The sequence below is a fragment of the Pseudomonas sp. GW821-FHT09E12 genome (genome assembly GCF_059416085.1).
Map to the genome: position 1 here is coordinate 539,004 of NZ_JBWKOM010000003.1, position 17,259 is coordinate 556,262.

General features: G+C 58.9%; 22 protein-coding genes. 18 read left to right on the forward strand and 4 right to left on the reverse strand.

Annotation, left to right across the window (positions count from 1 at the left end; genetic code table 11):
- The first annotated feature begins 11 nt into the window (after positions 1-11).
- From AC07PQ_RS10995 to recX, 13 genes are all read left to right on the forward strand, one after another.
- Positions 12-866, forward strand: a complete 855-nt coding sequence (locus tag AC07PQ_RS10995) for a glycine-rich domain-containing protein (RefSeq protein ID WP_493185492.1) — start codon at positions 12-14, stop codon at positions 864-866.
- A 4-nt stretch (positions 867-870) separates the two neighbouring features.
- Positions 871-1,512, forward strand: a complete 642-nt coding sequence (locus tag AC07PQ_RS11000; protein ID WP_493185493.1) for a hypothetical protein — start codon at positions 871-873, stop codon at positions 1,510-1,512.
- A 109-nt stretch (positions 1,513-1,621) separates the two neighbouring features.
- On the forward strand, positions 1,622-2,542 hold the full coding sequence (locus tag AC07PQ_RS11005; RefSeq protein WP_007923956.1) for a glycine-rich domain-containing protein: 921 nt from the start codon (positions 1,622-1,624) through the stop codon (positions 2,540-2,542).
- The gene (locus AC07PQ_RS11010; protein WP_493185494.1) at positions 2,542-3,033 is read left to right on the forward strand and encodes a phage tail assembly chaperone; all 492 of its coding nucleotides are present in this window, start codon (positions 2,542-2,544) and stop codon (positions 3,031-3,033) included. Before AC07PQ_RS11005 ends, AC07PQ_RS11010 begins: the two co-directional genes overlap by 1 nt.
- A 167-nt stretch (positions 3,034-3,200) precedes the next feature.
- On the forward strand, positions 3,201-4,121 hold the full coding sequence (locus tag AC07PQ_RS11015; RefSeq protein ID WP_493185495.1) for a gp53-like domain-containing protein: 921 nt from the start codon (positions 3,201-3,203) through the stop codon (positions 4,119-4,121).
- A gap of 2 nt (positions 4,122-4,123) precedes the next feature.
- On the forward strand, positions 4,124-4,609 hold the full coding sequence (locus tag AC07PQ_RS11020; RefSeq protein WP_157173144.1) for a tail fiber assembly protein: 486 nt from the start codon (positions 4,124-4,126) through the stop codon (positions 4,607-4,609).
- 70 nt (positions 4,610-4,679) lie between these two features.
- Positions 4,680-5,891 carry a carbohydrate-binding protein CenC gene (locus AC07PQ_RS11025; RefSeq protein WP_493185496.1) on the forward strand — a complete coding sequence of 404 codons (1,212 nt, stop codon included), beginning with the start codon at positions 4,680-4,682 and terminating at the stop codon, positions 5,889-5,891.
- 12 nt (positions 5,892-5,903) lie between these two features.
- Complete coding sequence (locus AC07PQ_RS11030; protein ID WP_493185497.1) at positions 5,904-6,554, forward strand: phage tail assembly chaperone; 651 nt, start codon at positions 5,904-5,906, stop codon at positions 6,552-6,554.
- Positions 6,555-6,599: 45 nt separating this feature from the next.
- Complete coding sequence (locus tag AC07PQ_RS11035) at positions 6,600-7,163, forward strand: glycoside hydrolase family 19 protein (protein ID WP_493185498.1); 564 nt, start codon at positions 6,600-6,602, stop codon at positions 7,161-7,163.
- Positions 7,145-7,681, forward strand: a complete 537-nt coding sequence (locus tag AC07PQ_RS11040; RefSeq protein WP_493185499.1) for a lysis system spanin subunit — start codon at positions 7,145-7,147, stop codon at positions 7,679-7,681. Before AC07PQ_RS11035 ends, AC07PQ_RS11040 begins: the two co-directional genes overlap by 19 nt.
- An 82-nt stretch (positions 7,682-7,763) precedes the next feature.
- Positions 7,764-8,264 (forward strand): CinA family protein, encoded by a 501-nt coding sequence (locus AC07PQ_RS11045; protein ID WP_007923943.1) that lies wholly within the window; start codon positions 7,764-7,766, stop codon positions 8,262-8,264.
- 83 nt (positions 8,265-8,347) lie between these two features.
- On the forward strand, positions 8,348-9,400 hold the full coding sequence (recA, locus tag AC07PQ_RS11050; protein WP_007923942.1) for a recombinase RecA: 1,053 nt from the start codon (positions 8,348-8,350) through the stop codon (positions 9,398-9,400).
- Positions 9,401-9,408: 8 nt separating this feature from the next.
- The gene (gene recX / locus AC07PQ_RS11055) at positions 9,409-9,876 is read left to right on the forward strand and encodes a recombination regulator RecX (protein ID WP_007923941.1); all 468 of its coding nucleotides are present in this window, start codon (positions 9,409-9,411) and stop codon (positions 9,874-9,876) included.
- Between the two features lie 45 nt (positions 9,877-9,921).
- Here recX and AC07PQ_RS11060 read toward each other — a convergent pair whose 3' ends face one another.
- Positions 9,922-11,037 carry an LOG family protein gene (locus AC07PQ_RS11060; protein ID WP_007923940.1) on the reverse strand — a complete coding sequence of 372 codons (1,116 nt, stop codon included), beginning with the start codon at positions 11,035-11,037 and terminating at the stop codon, positions 9,922-9,924.
- Positions 11,038-11,519: 482 nt separating this feature from the next.
- Between AC07PQ_RS11060 and AC07PQ_RS11065 the strand changes: the two genes are divergently transcribed.
- Positions 11,520-11,714 carry a hypothetical protein gene (locus AC07PQ_RS11065; protein ID WP_007923939.1) on the forward strand — a complete coding sequence of 65 codons (195 nt, stop codon included), beginning with the start codon at positions 11,520-11,522 and terminating at the stop codon, positions 11,712-11,714.
- Position 11,715: 1 nt separating this feature from the next.
- Here the strand turns inward: AC07PQ_RS11065 and AC07PQ_RS11070 are convergent, their stop codons facing one another.
- A complete protein-coding gene (locus tag AC07PQ_RS11070; RefSeq protein WP_009042441.1) occupies positions 11,716-12,138 on the reverse strand; it encodes a PA3611 family quorum-sensing-regulated virulence factor in 423 nt (140 codons plus the stop codon).
- A gap of 189 nt (positions 12,139-12,327) precedes the next feature.
- On the opposite strand from AC07PQ_RS11070, the gene AC07PQ_RS11075 reads away from it, so the two are divergent.
- The 3 genes from AC07PQ_RS11075 (at position 12,328) to AC07PQ_RS11085 (ending at position 14,460) form a co-directional block, all read left to right on the forward strand.
- Entirely contained in the window at positions 12,328-13,038 is a 711-nt protein-coding gene (locus AC07PQ_RS11075) for a tRNA-uridine aminocarboxypropyltransferase (protein WP_493185500.1), read from the forward strand.
- A 333-nt stretch (positions 13,039-13,371) separates the two neighbouring features.
- Positions 13,372-14,022 (forward strand): response regulator transcription factor ErdR, encoded by a 651-nt coding sequence (gene erdR, locus AC07PQ_RS11080; RefSeq protein WP_007923933.1) that lies wholly within the window; start codon positions 13,372-13,374, stop codon positions 14,020-14,022.
- A 75-nt stretch (positions 14,023-14,097) separates the two neighbouring features.
- Entirely contained in the window at positions 14,098-14,460 is a 363-nt protein-coding gene (locus tag AC07PQ_RS11085) for a diacylglycerol kinase (RefSeq protein WP_007923932.1), read from the forward strand.
- 151 nt (positions 14,461-14,611) lie between these two features.
- Here the strand turns inward: AC07PQ_RS11085 and AC07PQ_RS11090 are convergent, their stop codons facing one another.
- Positions 14,612-15,538, reverse strand: coding sequence for a LysR family transcriptional regulator (locus AC07PQ_RS11090; RefSeq protein ID WP_007923931.1), 927 nt, complete (start codon positions 15,536-15,538; stop codon positions 14,612-14,614).
- 135 nt (positions 15,539-15,673) lie between these two features.
- Here AC07PQ_RS11090 and fpr point away from each other — a divergent pair, with 135 nt between their 5' ends.
- Positions 15,674-16,453 carry a ferredoxin-NADP reductase gene (gene fpr, locus AC07PQ_RS11095; RefSeq protein WP_007923929.1) on the forward strand — a complete coding sequence of 260 codons (780 nt, stop codon included), beginning with the start codon at positions 15,674-15,676 and terminating at the stop codon, positions 16,451-16,453.
- Between the two features lie 72 nt (positions 16,454-16,525).
- Here fpr and tsaA read toward each other — a convergent pair whose 3' ends face one another.
- The gene (tsaA, locus tag AC07PQ_RS11100; RefSeq protein WP_053259836.1) at positions 16,526-17,221 is read right to left on the reverse strand and encodes a tRNA (N6-threonylcarbamoyladenosine(37)-N6)-methyltransferase TrmO; all 696 of its coding nucleotides are present in this window, start codon (positions 17,219-17,221) and stop codon (positions 16,526-16,528) included.
- Between the last annotated feature and the right edge of the window lie 38 nt (positions 17,222-17,259).

Here is a 17,259-nt window from a genome sequence, read left to right on the forward strand (position 1 = left end):
GGGATAGACCGATGGATTATCCGAAGAGTGTGCCCAGTGCCGGGTTGGTCAACGGCAGGTTCGTCGATGAGAACCCGCTGACCGGCACTCCCGGATCGCTGATTCCGGCGGACTGGGGCAATGGGGTGACCCAGGAACTGCTGGCCGTGATCACGGCGGCCGACCTGACGCCCAGCGAGGCGAACCTGACGCAACTGCTGAGCGCGATCCGCAGCATCAGCCGCAAGAGCGCAGGGCTCGGCATTCAGCGCTTCACCGCCAATGGCAGCTTTACCGTGCCGGAGGGCGTGACGAAGATCTGGCTGAGTGGGTGTGCGGGTGGGGGCGGTGGCGGCGCCTGCCCGGGAGGCACGAGTGCGACTGCTTCCGGTGGTGGTGGAGGCGGTGCCGGGCAGCCGGTTATCCGCTTTCCTGTCTCCGTGACGCCGGGGCAGGTCATTCCCGTGGTGATTGGGGCGGCCGGGGTGGGTGGCAATGGCGCGGTATTGGCGACCAGTGGGGGAAATACATTGGTCGGTACAGCCGGCTCCCTGCTGTCGCTGTCTGGTGGGAATGGAGGTCCCCCTGGGGTCAATCTCTCTGGTTATGTGCCAGGTCCTCCAGGAGGCAATGGTTTTCCGGCAGGAGGTGATGCTACGGATGTCTCGCCCAATACTGTTGCCGGTATAGGTGGGGCAGGGGCCAGCGGGCCATTCGGTGCGGGTGGAGGTATCGCAAGGTCGGGTACGTCCTCCGGGGTCCCTGGTAAGCCAGCCTTTGGTTATGGCGCAGGCGGCAGTGGAGCTGGAGGCTACTACATTGCGGGTTCCGGCCTTGCGCAACCTGGCGGGAACGGCGCTCCGGGTTTCATGCTGATCGAGTGGTGAAAACATGAGCAAACAGATTCTTTATTGCGTGACATCGGGGACGGTCATCGATTGGCAGGACCTCGATCAATTCGCCTATGCCGCTCCTGCGCCGACCATGAAGGTGCTACCGGTCACTGCCGAACAATGGAAGCGCAAAGATGCACTGCATTTCGTGCTGGATGGCGAGCTGATCCGGGTCGATGTACCTCCACCCTCTGCCGCTCACTACTGGGACGGCAGCCAGTTGGCGCTGGACTCCCAGCAGGCCGCGGCAGCCGCGGAGCAAGAGACGGAGCAACTGTGCCGGCGAGTGGATGCAGAGGCTGACACCGCCCGGCAGATGATCAGTGGCGATCCGCTCAAGGCCGCGGAGTATGCCCAGGCCGCCAGCGACGCCCAGGCGTTCAAGGAGGCCGGCTACCCGAAAAAAGCAGTGCCTCTCGCGGTAAGCGCCTGGGTGGTGAAAGGCCGTACCGCCAGGGAAGCGGCCGATCAGATTCTCGCCAAGGCAGCCGAGCTCAACAGCAAGCTGCTCGCACTTCGCACGCTGCGCTTGCAGGCAAAAGAGCGCATCCGGGTTCAGGCCAGCAAGGGCAAGCAGGAAGCTGCGAAAGACGCCTGCGAGGCAGCGATCGAGGCGATTCGCAAGGTTGCCGGCGACTGAACGGGTTTCTGTCGGGCCTGTCTTTCGTAAACATGCTATGGCGCTCACTGCAAAGTGGGCAGCTTTTCGCACAGAGCTCCCTGAGCTAGGGGGATCGCAGGGCAATGATATGGATTATCCGAAAAGTGTACCCAGCGTTGGCTTGGTCAACGGCTGGTTTGTTGATGAGAATCCTCTGTCGGGCACACCGGGATCGCTGATTCCCGCTGCCTGGGGCAACGGGGTGACGCAAGAAATCCTCAATGTCATCAAGGCTGCCGGCCTGGCGCCGGAGGAAGCGAAAAACGATCAGTTGGCGCTGGCGATTGCCGCACTGGTCGACTTCACCAAACTGAAGAACACTCCAACCACCTTGAGTGGATATGGCATCACAGATGCTAGCGGACGCCTGTTGGCGGTGAAGCAGTTCGACACCGTTGGCGTCACGGTCTATCGCCCCAACCCCAAGGCCAGGCGGATTCGGGTCCGCCTGGTCGGCGCGGGAGGCTCAGGTGCCGGTTGTCCGCCGGTAGCGGCTACTTATCAAAGCCTGGGCGGTGGCGGAGGGGCTGGTGCCTATGCGGAAAGCCTCTACGACGTGACTCCGGAAATGTTGGCGGGTGTACCCGTCACATTGGGCGCTGGTGGGGCCGCTCGAACCAGTGCTGGGGCCGCGGGAGGCGCAGCGTCGTTTGGCAACCTCATGAGCGCTGCAGGGGGAGGAGGGGGGCAGATTCTGACCTTCGTGTCGAACACCCCTGGATTTGTCCAGGGCGGCATGGGTGGCCAAGTCGTAACGGGTGGCAACCTTGCCAATGCGCGTGGTGCAACGGGTGGTTATGCGATGAGTAATCCCAATTGGGGCCTGCTTTCCGGATGGGGGGCTGCCAGTCCATTCGATGGCGGCGGGCCCTTCAACGGGGTGAATGGCAATGGCAATGCGGGACAGCGAGGTTCCGGCGGCAGCGGCAGCTGCTCGAGCAATCCATCTACTTCGTATGTGAGCGGCTCCGGCGGCAATGCCTTTTGTGAAATCTGGGAGTACGAATAATGGCCCTCTATGCACGAGTCGAAGACGACGTTGTCGTCGAGCTGATCGAGACCGGTGGCTTCATGATTTCCCAGCTGTTTGCCGCGGATTTTCTCAGTTCGATGGTCGCTGTCCCTGAGGGTGTCGAGGTTGAGCTGGGGAAGCCGATCCACCTTCCCGAACAGGTTGCGCCGCTTTCCCCCGTGGTGGACGTGGCGGCAGCAGTGGCGCTTGCTTCCGAAGTACGGGGCAAGGCGACTGAGGAGGATGCTCCGGACCAGGCGCGCAAATGGCGCCAGTCCGTGTTGACGGACAGCCAATGGCTGGTAACCCGCCATCGTGATGAACAGGAGCTGGGACGGGGCACGACGCTGACGGCGAAACAGTATCTGGAGTTGCTCGAGTATCGCCAGGCACTGCGCGATTGGCCCGCCTCCGATAGCTTTCCCGAGATGATCGACCGCCCACCGATTCCAGTGTGGTCAGTGAGTTTTTTTCATACAGCCGATTGATCGAATGCTGCGTTCATTTCAAATGGATCAGCAGCGTATTTATCTGCATCGCGCTCATCAATAAAAACGTCCGCTTCAAGCGGACGTTTTTTATGGGCGCGCAGTTGGCTGCCTCATGACCCCGGTCCGCAGGTGGGCCAACAGAATTTATTATCAGGAGTACGACATTGGATTATCCAAAGGGTGTGCCCAGTGTAGGGCTGGTGAATGGAAAGTTTGTTGATGAAGACCCACTGGCCGGCACGCCAGGTTCGCTTATTCCGGCAAGTTGGGGGAATAGCGTTACCCAAGAGATTCTCGGTGTAGTTCAGGCGGCGGGTATGACGCCGGACGAGGGGGCGAATGATCAACTGCTGGGTGCATTACGCAGTCCAACGCTCTTTTCTACACCTCCTCGTTTTGACGTGAGTCGCTCGGTCGCTACTCCAGAGTTTGTACAGCGCGCGCTGGGTAATTACTCCAGCGCTCGAGGAATATCGGAAAGCACGCAACTGACCATTGCCGATGTCGGTTGTTCGATCGGCCTGGGTGGGACCACCGGTTATACCGTCACACTGCCGGATGTTTCGACTGTTCCAAGTGGTGCGACAATCAGCTTGCATTGCCGTAGTAGTGCAGTGGTTACCATTGCCAGCAAGAGTGGGGCGCAAATCAGTCCACAAGGGAATTTTCTGAACTCCATTGTGATGAGTAGTGGTGAAAGTGCGAATCTGGTTCGGGAATCAGGTGTTTGGACCCTTTATGGTACGGCCAGTCTTAAATACTCAGCACTGTATGGGGCTCAGCTTTCGACAGCGGGTTATCAAAAATATCCGAGCGGTTTGATTGAACAGTGGGTGTTAGGTGGGTCTGACGCCAATGGCGTTATGTCCCTGTCATTACCCATAAAGTTTCCCAATGCAATATTGGGAGGTATTGCTGACGAAGGCTATCCCGCAGGTTGGGGCGGTGCGAACGTTACGGTCTGGTCGTTTGATTTGAGTGCATCAAATACTTCAACCGCTGTTGCCCGTGTCAGATCGGTCGAAGTTGGGACCATTAGAGTGGCCGCGGGTATAACCGGGCGCATAGTTGTGTGGGGGCGATAACCATGAAGATTTATTTTTTTGCGAAAACCCTCGGTTTCGATGTTGTCACCTCTGCGAACGAGGTTCCGCCAGAAGGTGCGGTTGAAATCAGCCAGGCTGAATATGCCGAACTCTTTGCCGGACAGGGCGTGGGCAAGCGGATTGTGGCCAATGACAACGGCGCGCCTATTCTTGTCGACCCTGCCGGTCCCTCGCCTGAACAATTGATTTCAATTGAACGCGTCTGGCGTGACTCGGAGTTGCTCAAGAGCGACGGGCTGGTCGCCCGGCACCGCGATGAACTGGAGTCGCAAACCGCCACCACCTTGTCCGATGCCGATTACAACGCCTTGCAAGCCTATCGCTGTGATTTGCGCAGTTGGCCAAAGTCTCGAAAGTTTCCTGCCGCCGCGAATCGACCAGTGCTGAGAATGACTTCCGGTGCTACGGGTGTTGCAGCGAAAAGGACACGAGTCAGAAAAACGGTGAAGGTGTCCGATTCTGATTGAGCTTGTCGTTCGGTATTGGACAGTTTCTGAATGTTGAAGTTTTTTATTCTTTATATGTGAGGGCTAGACAGTGGACTACCCAAAGAGTGTACCGAGTGCTGGCTTGGTAAACGGAAAGTTTGTCGATGAAAACCCGATCGCTGGAACGCCAGGGTCTCTAATCCCAGCGAGTTGGGGGAATGCGGTCACCCAAGAGATTGTTAATGCAATCGATGCGGCAGGAATGTCTCCTGTAGAGGATCAGAACAATCAGCTAACACTGGCTATCAAAGAGCTTGCCAAGCTGGATCCGGTGCAAGCATTTCCGGTTCAGGTCTATCGAAAGAACCATGTGATTAATGGGAACTTCGATATCTGGCAGCGCGGGCCTGCTAACCAGGGGACCAATATTGGAGGGTATGTTGCAGACCGGTTTCGTTGTGACTGGAATGGCAATGCTGGAGTCAATATTTCGCGTCAGAGCTTTACTTTGGGACAAACAGAAGTTCCCAATGAGCCACGATTTTTTCTACGTTGGCAGCAAGTCACAGCCGGTGCTGGGGCAAATACACATAAGATTTCACAGTATGTTGAGTCTGTTAGAACCCTGGCCGGAAAGCTGGCAACTGTGACTTTCTGGGCAAAAGCGGATGCGGAGAGAAACATAACGGTGACGGTGACTCAGTCTTTTGGCGGTGGTTCGGAGTCTGTGGTCACGACTGTGGGGACGTTCAAGTTAACCAGTACATGGGCGCGTTATACAGCGACTGTGAAGATTCCATCGATTGCAGGCAAAGTCCTGGGTGGCGCGGAGAACGACTCTCTTAGGTTGGCCTTCGATTTGCCGTTGAATGTCTTGCAAACAATCGACCTGGCGCAAATTCAACTTGAAGAAGGCGCAGTTTCAACGCCTTTTGAGTTTAGAACTCCCGCCGATGAGTTGATACTGTGTCAACGTTATTACGAGAAAACACTCAGGCAGGACATTCAGCCAGGCGATACATCAAGCTCTCTTACGGGGGCTCTCATATCAATCGTCATCGAGGGACAGGTGGGCTCGGCTTCCCAACCCTTGGCACAGTGGTCTTTCAAGGTAGAAAAAAGAACGACTCCCAGTATTACCCTGTACAGGACCTCGCAGACCGGAACTGTTGGTCAGTGGCGCTCTGGCACCGATGCAGTTTCGTCCGGCAATGCGCGTCCCTATTCAGTCTCTACCCGAGGAGCCTGGGTGTACAACTCGGATGTGGCAGTGGCACCTCAGACCTATTACATCCACGCAACGGCTGATGCCGAACTATAGGGGGGAAACCATATGAGTTATCAACTGACCGCTAATGGGGTCTATCGCCTTGCCGATTCAGTTTTTATTCCAGAAGACTTGGCCAATCGCGATTGGGCTGCCTACTTGCAATGGCTGAGTTATGGCGGAGAGCCACAACCGATCACGATTAATACTGAGTCGGATGGGGCTGAGCGTGTCTGGCGTGATTCGCAGCTGCTACAAACCGATGGCATCGTCGCAAGGCATCGCGATGAGCTGGAGGCTGGGATCGATACAACGATATCAATTGCTGACTATGAGAACTTACAAGCCTACCGTCGGGCTTTGCGTAGCTGGCCGGAGTCCTCGAGTTTTCCTTCTATTGTCGCAAGACCGTCCCTCAGCATCGGTTTGATTTCTGCTCTTGCTGTATCGACTGCAGACGCTTCTGCGCGGAAAGCTGAGGCGATTGAAAGGGCCTGGCGCAGCAAGATGCTGGAGTCCACTCAGTGGCTGGTTATTCGTGATAACGAAGAAATGGACATGGGCGAAGGTACGACGCTGAGTGCCGAGCAGTTCAAGGAGCTGCTGGCCTATCGACAGGGATTGCGGGATTGGCCTTCGGCCGCCGACTTTCCGAACGCCGAGTATCGGCCTGTCGAGCCGGGTTGGCTTGAACCTGTTCTGCAGGAGCATAAATGACCCTGTCTGTTCTGAGCGTCCTCGATATAGAGGAGGTGGAGTGAAATGCCCGTCACCCCTGAAATGATTCAACGCATCATGCCCAACGCCCGCTCCCAAGCGGGCGTTTTTGTTTCTGCGCTTAACACCGCCATGCTGAACCGCTATATCAACACACCCAAACGCATGGCCGCCTTCCTCGCGCAGGTCGGTCATGAGTCGGGGCAGTTGCGTTATGTGCGGGAGCTGGGCAATGACCAGTACCTGAGCAAATACGACACCGGCAGCCTGGCGGCCCGTCTGGGCAATACCCCGGAGGCCGATGGCGACGGCCAGAAATACCGTGGCCGCGGTCTGATCCAGGTCACCGGTCGCAACAACTACCGGCAATGCAGCCTTGGGCTGTTCGGTGACGAGCGTTTGCTGGCGTTGCCCGAATTGTTGGAACAGCCGCAGTGGGCCGCCGAGTCGGCCGCCTGGTTCTGGCAGCAGAACGGTCTTAACGAACTGGCCGACCGCGACCAGTTCAACAGCATCACCCGTCGTATCAACGGCGGCTTGAACGGCCTGGAGGATCGTCTGCAGCTCTGGGCGCGGGCGCGGGAGGTGTTATGCCAGCCTTCGGCCTGATGCCCCTGTCTTACCGGGCAATGGCTGTTGTCGTGCTGCTGGCCGTGGTGACCGGCGTCGCGGGGGCGCTGGCCTGGCAGGTTCAGGAGTGGCGTTTTGGCCGGCAACTGGCGGAGCAGGCCAGGCTGCACGGCGAAGCGCTGAGTCAGCTGAACCTGGCGGCCGCTGCCCGGCAGCGGGACGAGCAGGATAAACGCCTGGCCCTGGAGCAACAGCTGCAAGCCAGCGACCAAACCCATTACCGAGCCTTGAACGATGCACAACGTGATCAAGGTCGCCTGCGCGACCGTCTTGCCACTGCTGATCTGCGCCTGTCAGTCCTCCTCGCCGCCGATGACAGCGCCGGCGGCTGCCCGGTGCCTGCCACCCCCGCCACCGGCGGCGTGGTTCATGGAGCCCCGCGAGCCCGACTTGACCCGGCGCATGCTCAACGAATTATCGGTATCACCGATGCCGGCGACCAGGGACTGATCGCCCTGCAGGCGTGCCAGGCCTACGTCAGGGCTTTGAACCGCTAAACATTTTGATCCGCTCCGTGCCTTGCAAGCGCGTATCGCTCGTGTACGGTAAGACCTCCGCCAACCCGATCAGGAGAGGACCGTGAACGAAATCACCCAGCTTGCCGCTGAACTTGGCAGGCGCCTGCAGATTCTGAATACCCACGTCACCACCGCCGAATCCTGTACCGGGGGCGGGATTGCCGAGGCCATCACCCGCATTCCCGGGAGTTCGGCCTGGTTCGAAGCGGGTTATGTGACCTACTCCAATCGGCAGAAGACCCAACAGCTGGCGGTGCCGGAAGCGCTGTTCGCTTCCGTCGGCGCGGTCAGCCGCGAGGTGGTCGAGGCGATGGTGCGGGGTGCGCAGGGCAAAAGCAGGGCGCGTTTTGCCGTGGCGGTCAGCGGCGTGGCCGGCCCGGACGGCGGCTCGCCGCAGAAACCGGTGGGCACCGTATGGCTGGCCTGGGGCGTGGGAGAGGCGGTAACGGCCGAGTGCCGACACTTTGCCGGGAATCGGGACGACGTCCGCCGACAAACGGTGAAGGCCGCGCTAGAGGGCTTGCTGCAACATGCCGCGGCAGAAATCTCAAAACAGGGGTAGGCGATCCACGAACGCTGTGGAATAATACTGGCTACTTATACAGGTGTTGGCCGTCAGGCCTTATTGATTACGTGAGGACTTTAATGGACGACAACAAGAAGAAAGCCTTGGCTGCGGCCCTGGGTCAGATCGAACGTCAATTCGGCAAGGGTGCCGTAATGCGTATGGGCGATCACGACCGCCAGGCGATCCCGGCCATTTCCACTGGCTCTCTGGGTCTGGACATCGCACTCGGCATCGGCGGCCTGCCAAAGGGCCGTATTGTTGAAATCTACGGTCCGGAATCGTCCGGTAAAACCACCCTGACCCTGTCCGTGATTGCCCAGGCACAGAAGATGGGCGCCACTTGCGCCTTCGTCGACGCCGAGCACGCACTGGACCCGGAATATGCCGGCAAGCTGGGGGTCAACGTTGACGACCTGCTGGTTTCTCAGCCGGATACCGGTGAACAGGCGCTGGAAATCACCGACATGCTGGTGCGCTCCAATGCCATCGACGTGATCGTGATCGACTCCGTGGCGGCACTGGTGCCCAAGGCCGAGATCGAAGGCGAGATGGGCGACATGCACGTGGGCCTGCAGGCCCGCCTGATGTCCCAGGCGCTGCGCAAGATCACCGGCAACATCAAGAACGCCAACTGCCTGGTGATCTTCATCAACCAGATCCGTATGAAAATCGGCGTGATGTTCGGCAGCCCGGAAACCACCACCGGTGGTAACGCACTGAAGTTCTACGCTTCGGTTCGTCTGGATATCCGTCGTACTGGTGCGGTGAAGGAAGGTGACGAAGTCGTCGGTAGCGAAACCCGGGTCAAGATCGTCAAGAACAAGGTGGCTCCACCGTTCCGCCAGGCTGAATTCCAGATCCTGTACGGCAAGGGTATCTACCTGAACGGCGAGATCATCGATCTGGGCGTGCTGCACGGTTTCCTCGAGAAGTCCGGTGCCTGGTACAGCTACCAGGGCAACAAGATCGGTCAGGGCAAGGCCAACTCGGCCAAGTTCCTGCAGGACAACCCGGAAATCGGTAACGCCCTCGAGAAGCAGATTCGCGACAAGCTGCTGGCTCCGACCGCTGATGTCAAAGCTTCGCCGGTCAACGAGACCATCGATGACATGGCCGACGCGGATATCTGATCGATCCGATGACCGCCGTACTCGATACCCTCGTCGCGGTGCGGCGAACCGCAATGGACCTGCTCGCGCGACGCGAGCACGGTCGAGTCGAGCTGACGCGTAAACTGCGTCAGCGCGGTGCCTCTCCCGAGATGATCGAAACAGCCCTTGACCGTTTGACGGAAGAGGGACTGCTATCCGAATCCCGCTATCTCGAAAGTTTCGTTTCTTATCGTGCCCGTTCCGGCTACGGCCCCATGCGTATTCGCGAAGAACTCAGCCAGCGCGGTTTGCAGCGTGCCGATATCGAACTCGCCTTGCGTGAGAGCGGCATCGACTGGCAAGCACAACTGGAGGATGTCTGGCGGCGCAAGTTTGCCGGGCATTTCCCGATAGATGCCAAGGAGCGTGCCAAACAAGGCCGCTTTCTGGGGTATCGGGGATATTCGATGGACATGATCGGCCGCTTGTTGAGCGGCCGAAGGGTGGACGATTGACCTGTAGGGCCCGCGAGTCGAATGCGCGGGCCGCTGCTTCTCCGCTCAAGTGACCTTGATCGGTTCTCTATTGCGTTGTGGCGTCCTGGCCTGATTCATCGCCCAGTTTTCCGGCAGGTTGATGAAGTCGATCAGTTCGCGCAGGCGACCATTGTCGCGGGCGTTGAAGGTGAACGACAGGCGTGCCAGATGGCTGAACTCCGGTTCGTTGTGCTCTTCCACGTTGTAAGCATGTTGATGGAAGCGATCGCTCAGGCACAGGTCGGCGAAAGCCGTCTGCATCTGTTCGAGCGCCGGTTCGCTGAGCTTGTGATTCATGCGAATGACAAACTGATGTTTCAGCCAGCGACTGGAGTGGAAGTTGCTGTAGAACTGGTTGATTTCCTCCACCGCCTCCTCGGTGTTATGCGCCAGGCGCATCAGCTTCATGTCGGTTGGCAGGATGTAGCGGTTGTTCTCGAGCTGGTTGTGGATAAAGTCCAGCGCCCCTTGCCAGAAGGTTCCTCCCGGAACATCCAGCAGCACCACCGGTACCAACGGGCTCTTGCCGGTCTGGATCAGGGTCAGTACTTCCAGCGCCTCATCAAGCGTGCCAAAGCCACCCGGGCATAACACCAGGGCATCGGCTTCCTTGACGAAGAACAGCTTGCGGGTAAAGAAGAAGTGGAAGGACAGCAGGTTCTCGGTGCCGTCCACCGTTGGGTTCGCATGCTGCTCGAAGGGCAGGGTGATATTGAACCCCAGGCTGTGATCGCGACCGGCACCTTCGTGGGCCGCGGCCATGATGCCGCCACCGGCGCCCGTGATGACCATCAGGTCGGAGCGGGCCAGGGCCGCGCCGAGTTCTCGCGCCAGGCCATACAGCGGGTGTTCGATCGGCGTGCGCGCGGAGCCGAATACCGTCACCTTGCGTCGCCCCTTGAACTGTTCCAGCACGCGAAAAGCATGTTCCAGTTCGCGCAGGGCCTGCAGGGTGATTTTCGCGTTCCAGCGGTTGAGATCGTCCTGGGCCATGCGCAGGACGGTGAGAATCATGTCGCGATAAAGAGGAATGTTGGGGCTGTTGGGGGCGATCAGGTTGAGTTGTTCTTCGACCTTGCTGAGGTCGATACCGTTGCTCTGAAAATGACGACTGAGGAGGTCATTCGGTTCGTAAGGCATTCAACTTCTCCTTCTGCACAGAACCTTTGACACGAACGAAGCATTCGTTGGTATCACGACACTGCATGTGTCGCTGTCAGCCCGGCTTTGGCGGCTGATTCGCCAGGGTGGAAAAACCCTGACGTGGCCAGCAGGCCATCCATACAGGTTCTGCTATTCCTTGATTTAGAAAGCATGTGCACTGCAAGACGCGCTTGGGCGGCCTCCGGATCCACCCAGGAAAATTCAGCATGAACACTTTGAAATCTAGACCTTCATGATGATTCGCGCTGACTTGATCATGGGCCTTGAAAGTCGGGGCTGGCAATCACTTATTAGCGGTGGCGTGCAGCGTTTTCACCGCCTGTCTGAACGCATGCCGACCGGTGGAGGTTCTGATTTACTAAGTTACAGCGCTAGCAAGACAGCTTGGCGTCAAAGGGCAGGATGCACAGGTCGGGGTTGTCGCGCAGGTAATGGCGAGTGGGGCACGGAGGCTGGTCATGCACAAAGTCGTACTGGAAATAGATGCGCAGCTGTATCAACTGCTGAAGTCAGCGGCAGACGCCAATCATCTGACTCTTGAAGAGGAATGCCGACGCCGGCTTGAAGGTGGGGAACGCCGTTCGAGCTATTTGCAGGCCCTGTTGGCGGAGCTGCGGGCCGATGATCAACAGCGGCACGCAGCGGGGCACTGAATTACTTTTTCTTCTTCGTCGGGGCCGGGCAGTCCGACTCCTGGAAGCGCGCCGAAGCGACCGGGCGGTTGGTGCGGTTCTCGGTGAATTCGTAGCGCATGATCGCGCCCTTGGCCATCAGCTTGCGGTAGTTCGGGTCACGACAAACGCTGGCGCCCAGTTGCAGGTAGACCGCCTTGGGGTTGGCGCGCATTTTTTCGGCGTGTTCGGCCTGGACGCTGAGGTGGTTGATCAGCTCCTTGCCTTCGACGGTATAACCCTGGTCGAGGATGTTCTCGTTGACTTCCCGAGGCGTGCCGACGTTACTTTCCTCGGCGGTTTTCTGCAGGGTCTTGTTCAGTTCGAAGTCTTGCAGCGATGCAGCCTGGGCACTGAACGGCAAGGCCAGCAGAAGGGCGGCGGTGGGAACGATAAAGCGCAACATGAAACTCTCCTGGTTCAGTGACTGATGCTTCGACCAGTCACGCGACTGTGCGTTCAGTGGCGGCGAATTATAGGGGAGCGAGGGTAGGTGGTACAGGTTTGAGCAGAGAGCTCTGATAAACTTGTGCGAATTTTCAGCTTTCCGAGTTCTTTTCGTGTCGATTCCTTCTTTCTGCCAGGGCGGCTTCTAATGAGTCATGCCGTATCCCGGCTGCGTGCCCAACGTCTTGCGCGTGCCGTCAGACCTTTTACTGCACGAGGTTCCCGGGCGGAGCGCTGTGCGGGCTGTCGGGTGATTCCCAGCCACTGCATGTGCGCCTGGCGCCCCAAGGTTTCCGCGCAGTCGGCGATGTGCCTGATCATGCATGACGTCGAACCCATGAAGCCGAGCAATACCGGCTGGCTGATCGCCGATGTCATAGAAGACACCATGGCGTTCCCCTGGTCGCGAACAGAAGTCGACCCACAATTGCTGGCCTTGCTGGCCGATCCCCAGTGGCAGCCTTATGTGGTGTTCCCCGGAGAGTTTGTCGCGCCACAGCGGGTGGTGAACGAAGTCCGCCTGGAGGCGGGCAAGCGCCCGCTGTTTATCCTGCTGGATGCGACCTGGAGCGAAGCGCGCAAGATGTTTCGCAAGAGTCCTTATCTTGAACACTTGCCGGTATTGAGCCTGGAGCCCGAGCAGTTGTCGCGCTACAAGCTGCGGCGTTCCAAGCGCGATGACCATTTCTGTACCGCGGAGGTTGCGGCGCTGTGCCTGGAGTTGGCCGCGGACCGGCAGGCCGGCGAAGTGCTGGATGCTTATCTGGATGTGTTCAGCACCCATTATCTGTCGGCCAAGTTCCAGCTTGAGATCGATCCCGATGATGAGATGCACACGCGCCTCAAGCCTTTTCTGTAATACCTGAGGCAAGGGACTGGAGTTTTTTCGGCCAGAGCTGCGCCACCAGCATCCCGCTCAGCATCGAGGCGCAGCCGCGCGGGCGTGGCTTTGCATGATGGCACTGTTATTAGTTAGCAAGCTAAGATGCCGCACAGCCCGAAGCTTGACCACCCCGGCTTCGCTGGGCATGCTTGGCGCCGATTAGGGCGCGACCGATCTTTGAAACGCCGCATTTCCGGGCTCTTGGCGTTGATCGTGCTCTTTGGGTGCAGCATTCTGGCTGACACCTGTGTTGCCTTGGCGAGGACCGAATGCATCGGTACTCCCATAAAAAACAGGATCATTTGAAAAATGGCCACATACGAAATCCTGATTGCCGATGACCACCCCCTCTTTCGTAGCGCACTGCATCAAGCGGTGACCCTGGGCCTCGGCCCGGATGTCCGTCTGGTGGAAGTGGCGAGCATTGCCGAACTGGAAGCCCGCCTGACCGAAAAGGCCGATTGGGACCTGGTGCTACTGGACCTGAACATGCCTGGCGCTTACGGCTTTTCCGGCCTGGTGCTGTTGCGCGGTCAGTACCCGCAGATTCCGGTGGTGATGGTGTCGGCACAGGAAGAAGCATCGGTGATGGTGCGTTCACGCGAATTTGGCGCCAGCGGTTTTATTCCCAAGTCCAGTTCTCTCGAAGTCATTCAACAGGCCGTACGCAGCGTGCTTGACGGCGATGTCTGGTGGCCGCCACAGGCCTTCGAAGAGGTCAGCGTCTCCGCCGAGGCCAAGGCGGCCAGCGAAGGCCTGGCGAGCCTGACGCCACAACAGTTCCGTGTGCTGACCATGGTCTGCGAGGGTTTGCTGAATAAGCAGATCGCTTATGAACTGAGCGTTTCGGAAGCCACCATCAAGGCCCATGTGACGGCAATCTTCCGTAAGCTGGGGGTGCGGACCCGCACTCAGGCGGCGCTGCTCCTGCAACAACTTGAGTCAATTTCCAGCCAGTAACTGGCTATTTTTTCACGCTTTTTTGACTTTTGTTGAACTAGCTTGCCCATTCCTTATTGTTCTAGTTGCCTATTTATGTCGCCTTTCAAAGGTCAAACCGGTCTTAAACGCATCCTCAATGCCTCGGGATACTCCTTCGATGGCCTGCGGGCCGCCTTCACCGGCGAAGCTGCGTTTCGTCAGCTGGTGCTGCTCAACGCGATTCTGATCCCAGTGTCTTTCCTGCTGAATGTCAGCCGGGTCGAGCGGGCGTTGCTGATTGCTGTCTGCCTGCTGGCGCTGATTGTCGAACTGCTCAATTCGGCGGTCGAGGCGGCGATCGACCGGATCTCCCTGGATCGCCATCCACTGTCGAAAAATGCCAAGGACATGGGCAGCGCCGCGCAACTCGTAGCCTTGAGCATGATCACTGTGGTCTGGGCGGTGATCCTGATCTAGGTCTGTACGAAAAGTGGCTGCACTCGGCCATGCTGCGTTAAAAACAGGCTCGCAATGCTCATGTAGGCCCCTAAAGTCGAACGCGACCCCGGCCGTTCCTCGCCTGTTTTTGCCTTGCCTGACCTTCGCTCGCCGACTTTTCGTACAGACCCTAGGGAATGCTCGGCAGCACGATCTCGTCGCTGCGCTGCACCCCGGCGGTAAAGGCGCGGCAGAGTTCGAGGAACTCGCGCATCGCCGAGGTCTGATATTTCTGTTTATGCCAGATGAAATAGAACTGCCGGGCCAGGTCCAGGTCCGGCGTCTCTACCGGCACCAGGCTGCCACGCCGGAAGGCGTCGCGCAGCGCCAGCCTGGAAATGCAGCCAATCCCCAACCCCGACTCCACCGCGCGCTTGATCGCTTCGGTGTGTTCCAGTTCGAGCCGGATATTCAGCGCGCTGCGGTGATGACGCATGGCCTGATCGAAGGTCAGGCGCGTGCCCGAGCCCTGTTCCCGTAGAATCCAGGCTTCGTGGGTCAGCTCCTCCATGCTCGCATGGCCGCGTTTGGCCAAGGGGTGCTGCGGGGCGCAGAACACCACCAGCTCATCCTCGACCCAGGTTTGTACTTCGATATCCGGGTGGCTGCAGTCGCCTTCGATTAGACCCAGGTCAATTTCGTAGTGGGCGACCTGTTGCACGATATGCGCAGTGTTCTGCACATGCAGTTTGACCTGGCTCTCCGGGTGGACCTGCATGAAGCTGCCGATCAACAGGGTCGCCAGGTAGTTGCCGATGGTCAGGGTCGCGCCCACCGACAACGAGCCGAAGCCGGATTTGCCGTTGAGCAGGTCTTCGATTTCCTTGGCCTGGTCCAGCAACGCCACCGCCTGGGGCAGCAGCTGTTTGCCCAGGGCGTTGAGGCTCAGGCGCTTGCCGGCGCGATCGAACAACTGGCAACTGGATTGCCGTTCCAGTTCGGTGATTGAAGTGCTTGCTGCGGATTGGGAAAGGGCCAGCAGGCCGGCAGCACGAGAAACGCTCTCTTGCTGGGCGACGGCGACGAATACTTGCAGTTGACGGAGAGTAAATCGCATATCGATATAACCGATAACCCTTATCTTAATAATCCAGTTAACAGATATTGTCGCCGCCATTAGAATGCTGTGCAATTGCGCTCGGCTCGCTTGTCGCAGAGCAGGCGCCGACAACTTTCCAGGAGTCCCCCGTACATGAGCAACATGAACCACGAGCGTGTCCTCAGTGTTCATCACTGGAACGACACTCTGTTCAGCTTCAAGTGCACCCGCGATCCGGGCCTGCGCTTCGAGAACGGTCAGTTCGTGATGATCGGCCTGCAACAGCCCAATGGCCGCCCGCTTATGCGCGCTTACTCGATTGCCAGCCCGAACTGGGAAGAGCATCTCGAGTTCTTCAGCATCAAGGTTCCTGATGGTCCGCTGACTTCCCAGCTGCAGCATTTGAAGGAAGGCGACGAGATCATCATCAGCAAGAAGCCTACCGGTACCCTGGTACTGGACGACCTGAAGCCTGGCAAGCACCTGTACCTGCTCAGCACCGGCACCGGCCTGGCGCCGTTCATGAGCGTCATCCAGGATCCGGAAACCTACGAGCGTTTCGAGAAAGTGATCCTGTGCCACGGCGTGCGTTACGTCAACGAAGTCGCCTACCGCGAGTTCATCACCGAGCACCTGCCGCAGAACGAGTTCTTCGGCGAAGCGCTGCGTGAAAAACTGATCTACTACCCGACCGTGACCCGCGAGCCATTCGAGAACGAAGGCCGCCTGACTGACCTGATGCGCAGCGGCAAGCTGTTCAGCGACATCGGCCTGCCGCCGATCAACCCGCAGGACGACCGCGCCATGCTGTGCGGCAGCCCGAGCATGCTCGACGAGACCAGCGAAGTGCTCAACAGCTTCGGCCTGACCGTTTCGCCACGCATGCGCGAGCCGGGTGACTACCTGATCGAACGCGCTTTCGTCGAGAAGTAAGCGGCTCGCAGCACAGAAAAAGCCCGCGTTGCCTGAGAAGGCAGCGCGGGCTTTTTCGTTTCCGGTTGCCGGTCAGCGCGCGGGGACCACTTCCAGGACCTGGATCAGGCCCGGCTGCGGGTAGTGCCAGCGCACGTCCAGATCCCAGAACTGCGCGCCGTATTCGCGTTCCGGGGTGGGCGTCTGGTAGGCCGGGCGTGGGTCCTGGGCCAAACATTGCTCGATCAGCTCCACCAGCGGCTCCTGCAGGCGTTGAGCGTGCGTATGAGCCTGTTGCAGGGCGTTGTCGCTCCACTGCACCGGGATCAGCTGCGGCGCCGCGCTGGCGATGCTGTTGCTTGCGCTGTCGATGATGTCGGCGTAAGGCACGTAGGGCTTGATATCGAGAATCGGCGTGCCGTCCAGCAGGTCGATGCCGGAGATCCACAGGCGATTGGCCTCGACCTTGTCCAGCTTGACCACCGACTGGCCAATGCCATTGGGGCGGTGGGTGGCGCGGGTGGCGAAGACCCCCATGGACTTGTTGCCACCCAGGCGCGGCGGGCGGACCTTGAGCCGCGGTTTGTCTTCCAGCGCCTGGTGAAACAGGAACAGCAGCCAGACGTGGCTGACCTGTTCCAGGCCCTGCACCGCGTCGCCCTGGTCGAAGGGCGCCACCAGCTCCAGCACGCCACGGGCCGCCGGGGCCAGTTGCGGCTGGCGCGGGATGGCGAACTTTTCCTTGAAGCAGGAGCGCACGAAGCCGATGGGGGAAACGCTGTAGGTCATTTTGCAAGCCTCAAGTTGCAAGCTTCGAGCTACAAGCT